This window comes from Marivirga arenosa (assembly GCF_030503875.2).
GTDB classification, from domain to species: Bacteria; Bacteroidota; Bacteroidia; order Cytophagales; family Cyclobacteriaceae; genus Marivirga; species Marivirga arenosa.
The window spans coordinates 1378771-1385000 of record NZ_CP129968.2 but is presented as its reverse complement, the minus strand read 5'-3'; the positions used below and the strand labels follow the sequence as shown (position 1 = coordinate 1385000).

The 6230-nt window shown below is 30.1% G+C and carries 5 protein-coding genes and 1 tRNA gene (1 of these 6 running past the window's edge); 1 reads left to right on the top strand and 5 read right to left on the bottom strand.

The features are described 5' to 3' along the window. From QYS47_RS06010 to QYS47_RS06000, 3 genes are all read right to left on the bottom strand, one after another. Positions 1–914 carry the 5' portion of a substrate-binding domain-containing protein gene (locus QYS47_RS06010; protein ID WP_322348044.1) on the bottom strand. It extends 79 nt beyond the left edge of the window, so 914 of the gene's 993 nt are visible here — the first part of the coding sequence; its start codon is at positions 912–914; its stop codon lies off the left edge, out of view. 458 nt (positions 915–1372) lie between these two features. Then, positions 1373–1456: transfer RNA gene (locus tag QYS47_RS06005), tRNA-Leu, on the bottom strand. A 131-nt stretch (positions 1457–1587) separates the two neighbouring features. Next, positions 1588–3462: an ABC-F family ATP-binding cassette domain-containing protein gene (locus tag QYS47_RS06000; protein WP_322348043.1), complete on the bottom strand. Its 1875-nt coding sequence runs from the start codon at positions 3460–3462 to the stop codon at positions 1588–1590. A gap of 175 nt (positions 3463–3637) precedes the next feature. On the opposite strand from QYS47_RS06000, the gene QYS47_RS05995 reads away from it, so the two are divergent. Then, positions 3638–4330 (top strand): NUDIX hydrolase, encoded by a 693-nt coding sequence (locus QYS47_RS05995; RefSeq protein ID WP_322348042.1) that lies wholly within the window; start codon positions 3638–3640, stop codon positions 4328–4330. Positions 4331–4639: 309 nt separating this feature from the next. Here QYS47_RS05995 and QYS47_RS05990 read toward each other — a convergent pair whose 3' ends face one another. Beyond that, positions 4640–5374 (bottom strand): LytR/AlgR family response regulator transcription factor, encoded by a 735-nt coding sequence (locus tag QYS47_RS05990; RefSeq protein ID WP_322348041.1) that lies wholly within the window; start codon positions 5372–5374, stop codon positions 4640–4642. Next, on the bottom strand, positions 5371–6129 hold the full coding sequence (locus QYS47_RS05985) for a sensor histidine kinase (protein ID WP_322348040.1): 759 nt from the start codon (positions 6127–6129) through the stop codon (positions 5371–5373). The genes QYS47_RS05990 and QYS47_RS05985 overlap by 4 nt, the downstream gene beginning before the upstream one ends. Positions 6130–6230: the final 101 nt, after the last annotated feature.

Sequence of the window (6230 nt, the reverse complement as noted above, 5' to 3'; positions counted from 1 at the left end):
ACTACCATTGGATTCAGTAAAATTGATTTTACCATTACTCCAGCAATCTTAGAATCTTTTGCCTCATCAATAATCTGACCATTTGCTATTTTCATAGCACTTTCAGCGGCTAAATATGCCAATTGTTTAATTGGTTTATAAATAGTCATATCTTGCAAGCCTTTCTTTAAGTTCCTTACTGCTTCAATTTCAGCATCTTGACCTGTTATGTAGATTTTCTCTGATATTTCATTACTACTAAGTGCTGAAATCACTCCGTTTGCTAAAGCATCATTTGCTGCAATAATAGCTACAATCTCTTTATCTAGTTTCATGAATACCTCCTGCATTTCTAAAAATGCATCTAACTCACCCCAATTAGAGAGCACTATATCTTTATAAATATTTACTTCACCTTTTCTAGCTAAGGGGTTCAATACTTTAAGTTGTCCTTTTCTAAACAAGATCGCATTATAATCTGATTTGGGTCCGTTGATCAAAATGTAATTTCCTTTTCTTGCGTGCTTTAAAGCTTCCTTAGCTTGAAGTTCTCCAACCATTTCATTATCAAATGATAAATATAAGTCTGTATTTTCTGATGGTATAATCCGGTCATAGGCAATTACACTAACTCCTTTTTCCTGCGCATAATCAACAATCTCTAATCCTTTTTGAATATCAACTGGCACTACTATTAAAACTTTCACACCATCATCAATAAGCGCTTTCGCCTGACTTACCTGAACATCCGCATTTCCATTGGCTACCTCTACAATTGATTCTCCTCCTAGTGTTTTGATCTGATCACATATATGATATCTATCATTCATCCATCTTTCCACTACATAACTATCCATTAAAACACCAATTCTTTGTGAAAAGCCTACAGAAATTGAAAGACAAGTACTTAAAACGATTATAACTAACTTTTTCATAATTTCTATGTTTTAGCGAGGCGAAACATCGATTATATGAAATAATATAATGATTATTTTTATAATTTCCACGTCAAACAACTGAAAATTAAGGCTTTAAACTCCACGAACTTTCCCGTTTTCGAAAAACTTAGCAGTGTACTCCTAATTTTTATTAAGTTTTGATAACCTAAAACATGTGTTTTATTCCGAATAGCTGTGCTTATTTTATTGATATCAAATGCTAATCTATATAATTAGGATTGTTTGAATTATGTGATTGGCATATAGCTGTAGAATTTTTAAATTGTACACTTTCAACTATACTCTCTAAAAAAACAGACTAAAAAATATGGAATATATAATGTGACTTTTTGTCGAATGGATCAAGATAAATAATATTTCTAGAGATTATAATAATCTGTAAACGCAAAAACCCTCTTAAAAATTAATTTAAGAGGGTTTTTATTGTTTAATAGTACCTTGGGCCGGAGTCGAACCGGCACGGGTGTTACCCCATTGGTGTTTGAGACCAACGCGTCTACCAATTCCGCCACCAAGGCATTCTTGAAACGGGATGCAAATATAGTTAATGATTTTAAATTGAAAAGATGCTTTCAATATTTTATTCAAAAAACATTATGAGATTTTAAAATCTAGATTTTTAATTATTCTAAACCAGATAAATATGGTTTCAACTTTCTAATTCACTTAATTCTAACCACCTCATTTCCAACTCTTCTAATTTTTCATTTATCTCATTTAATTCCTTACCCCATTTAGCAAAATCATCCGCATCACCTTCTCCCTTCGCAAGCATATTTTCTAACTCTTCCTTTAGTTGAGTAAGTTTAGGAATTTCATGATCAATGGATTCCAACTCTCTTTTATCTTTATATGATAACTTCTGTTTTTGAGTATCTTTTTGTTTTTCTTTTACAGATACCTCTTTTTTCTTTTCTTCTATTTGCTTTTCCAGCTGTCCTTGTTGAGTTCTATACTCAGAATAATTACCATTGAATATTTTTATCTGATTATCTCCTTCAAATAAGAAAAGTTGATCGGTTAAATTATCCATAAAATAACGATCATGGGAAACTATAATTAAGCAACCATTAAAACGATTAAGGAAATCTTCTAATATGTCTAATGTTTGAAGATCTAAATCATTAGTAGGCTCATCCAAAATCAAAAAGTTTGGATTTTTAATCAATACCATTAATAGTTGTAATCTCCTTTTTTCGCCTCCACTCAATTTATGGATAAAATCATGTTGTTGTTTAGGTGGAAAGAGAAATTTATTAAGAAATTGAGATGCGGATATCTCGCTACCATCGGGCAATTTAAAATGTTCTGCAATTTCTAATACAACCTCAATTAATTTCTTATTGTCATCAAATTGTATCTCTTGTTGCTTATAATATCCAAAAGAAGTGTTAACTCCTAGATCAATCTCTCCAGTATCTGACTCTATTTTTTGAGTTAGGATATTTAAAAATGTACTTTTACCGACTCCATTTTTCCCAACTATACCAATTCTATCACCTTTCTTGAATACATAATTAAAGTTTTCAAAAAGCTGTTTGTCTCCAAAGCTTTTTGAAATATTTTTAAGTTCTAAGATTTTCCCTCCTAGCCTTTTTTGAGATACTTCTAACTCTACAGTATCTTTCTTCAAATTTTTAGATGCCTTTTCTTTCAAATCATGAAATGCATCAACTCTATATTTTGCTTTTGTCCCCCTAGCTTTGGGCATTCTTCTCATCCATTCTTGCTCTTTCTTCATGAGATTTCGGGCTTTATCAACCTCAATCTGCTCAGCCTCCTCTCTTTCCTTTTTCTTTACAAGGAATTCCTCGTAGTTACCCTTGTATTTATAAATCTGTTGTTGGTCAATTTCTATGATACCATTGCATATTCTGTCTAAAAAATAGCGATCATGGGTTACCATTAAGAGTGTTATATTTTGCGTAAGCAAATAGTTTTCTAACCATTCAATTACATTTATATCTAAATGGTTAGTGGGCTCATCAAGAATTAAAAAATCGGGCTTTACAATTAATTGAGCAGCTAAAGCAACTCTCTTCTTTTGGCCACCTGACATATTTTCAACTACTTGTTGAATATCGTGAATGCCTAATTGACCTAAAATTTGCTGAACTTGGCTTTCATAATCCCATAATTGGAGTGCCTCCATCTTCTCCATTAAATTTTGAAACTGCCCTTGTTCCTTTTCATTCATTTCTGACTTGTTAGCCAATTTTTCGTAATCTCTAATAATATTCAAAGACTCATGATCAGTATTAAATATTGCTTCAGTTGCTGTTAAACCTTTTTCGAATTGAGGATTCTGAGATAAAAACCCTATTTTAATATCATTTCGAAAACTAAAATCACCTGAATCTGCGGTTTCCTCTTCCATTAAAATCTTTAAAAGAGTTGATTTCCCTGATCCATTTATCCCCACTAATGCGATCTTTTCTCCTTGAGCAAGTCCAAACGATATATTTTCAAAAAGAGCCCTTTCCCCAAACCTTTTGGTGACATTTTCAACTGACAGATAATTCATTGAATAATATTTTAATTCAGTAGTAATTCAACTATTTGATATTCATAACAAAAGTAGGCCTATTATTTAAATTTATAATGTAGCTATGCGTATAATTAATATATTTCAAATTCCATATTTATTAATTGGCACATTCTGAATTATTCTTTTAATTGCATGGCACAAAACAATTCCTATGAAAGTATTTATAAATGATGTACCTCTATATTTAGTTCCTATGGATAGGGAAATTGACAGAGAACATTATGATTTAATTATTGATGCTGAAAAAGAAAAAATTAGATATGATAATCTGATTGATGATGTATTAATAAGGAAGGGAAGCCTTAAGAATATTATGGACTTCTATCAATTCTTATCTTCGGATCAGAATAAAAATTTAGATTCGCTTACCGTTAAAGTTTTTGACTATACGAAAGTAGTAAAAGATTTTAAAAAGGAATTTAAAATTGTAGAGGCAGCTGGAGGAATTGTTACTAAAAAGAATAAATATCTTTTTATTTATAGATTAAAAAAGTGGGATTTACCAAAAGGTAAATTAGAAAAGAAAGAAAAAGTAAATGTAGCTGCTGTAAGAGAAGTAGAGGAAGAGTGCAATGTTAAAGTAGAATTAGGCCCAAAGGTTTGTAAAACATGGCATACCTATACAAGAAATGGTAAAAACCATTTGAAAAAGACTAGTTGGTATCATATGACTTTAAAGGCAGATGATAAAATGAAGCCTCAAAAAGAAGAAGGTATTGAAAAAGTAATCTGGGTAAATAAAGTTGAATTAAGAACTGTTTTACTGAATACATATCGTTCAATTCGATATGTAATGAAAAAATTTCATGAATATCAGGAAGGGCTAATTGAGGTAAAGAAATAAGATTAGCTGATTCTTCACTTACTTTAATTCTTTAAAACAAAAAAACTAGAGCATTTCTACTCTAGTTTAAAATTTATCTTCCCAAAAATTTTATACACCAAATCCAGTTGGGATAATAGTGATAATAGAATTCTTTTTTGAGTTGATGTTAGTTCTATTTACAATTCTTTTCTTGATGCTTGGTAGTTTCTTTTTCATAGCTCTTTTTTTTTGATTGATAGTTCAAATAAGCCAGATCAATATTATTATCCAAGGAATTTAGATCAAGGTATTTCTACTATAGACGAAGGTTAATTTAATGTAGACATATTATTTTAACCACTTATTTGCCTCATGTTTTATAATGTCTCTATAAGTAGACCCTATTATTATCTCTTCCTCTGTTACAGTCTCTAATATATTACCATTTATTCCTCTAATTGAGGATATTTTAACGATGTAAGACCTACTTACCCTCATGAATTCATTTTCAGGTAAAATTTCTAATATTCGTTTCATAGTAAGATATGTTATTATCTTTCTATCTCGCAAAAAGATTTGAACATAATCTTTCATCCCTTTTACTAAGAGAACATCTTCAAAATTAATATGTAATAGTTTGCCATTCACTTTGGCCCAGAAGTAAGAGTTTGATGTAGCCTGCTCATTACTTTCCTTAACTACAGAATTAATATTAACTTTTAATAAATTATATACTTTATTAACTGCTCTAAAAAAACGTTCAAATGATATAGGTTTCAACAAATAGTCACTAACATCAAGTTCATATCCCTCTAGAGCATGATCTTTTGAAGCTGTTGTAATGATAATTTTTGGCTTAAAATTGTTTAGTATTTTTATCAATTCAATACCATTCATTGTAGGCATCTGTATATCCATAAAAACTAAATCTGGTTTTAAAGTTTCAATATCCTTCAAACCCTCAATAGCATTATTTGACTTTTTAAGAACTTCGACAAAGGGTATTTTCTCACAGTGCTTTTCGATTACATCTTGAGCAAAGGGTTCATCGTCTATAATAATGCATTTCAAATTCGAGTTCATATCATCTGTATTTTAAGGTTGACAGTAAAAATATCTTTTTCTTTCTCTACTATTAATTCATGTTTATGTGGATATAATAATTCTAATCTTCTGCAAACATTTTCTAGGCCTATTCCTCCTGCTTTAGATGTTTTTCTCTTGGTGGAAGGTATTTTATTACTAATGGTAAAAACTAGGTTTTCGTTACACTGTTTCAATATTATAAGTACAAATGTATTTTCAATGGTATGATGTACACCATGTTTAAATGCATTTTCAATAAAATTCACAAACAGTAGAGGTGCGATTTTATAATTATCATTTTGTACTTCAGAGAAGTCGTATGAAATACTAACATTATCGTGATGCCGAATTTTTTCTAGCTCAATATAATCTTCAAGAAATTGGATTTCATCACTGATCGGAATCACTTTATTATTACTCTCATAAAGTGTAAATCTTAATAAGTCCGACAACTTTAGTACGGTGTTTGCAGCCTTCTCATTATCAATAACAAGTCTATATATATTATTTAAAGTGTTGAAGAGAAAATGAGGTTCTATTTGTGATTTAAGCATATCGAGTTCCAGATTACTGTTAAGCTTTTGTAACTCCATATTTTTCTTTAGTGATGACCTATACGTATCAGCTAATCCTCCAGTAATTAAAATTAGAAGATGAAAATAAAAATACCCTGACATCCAAGAGAACTTCTCTCTATTAAAAAGTTCTTCAACAGAAGAAAAGGAATATAGTTTATCCAGCTTAGGGAACATAACGTTCTTTGGGTAACCCAATTCTAAGATATTTAAAGAAAAAATACTGAGTACAAATACTATATAGTAGAGGCAATAAAGTAGAATTATAAATAAAACAA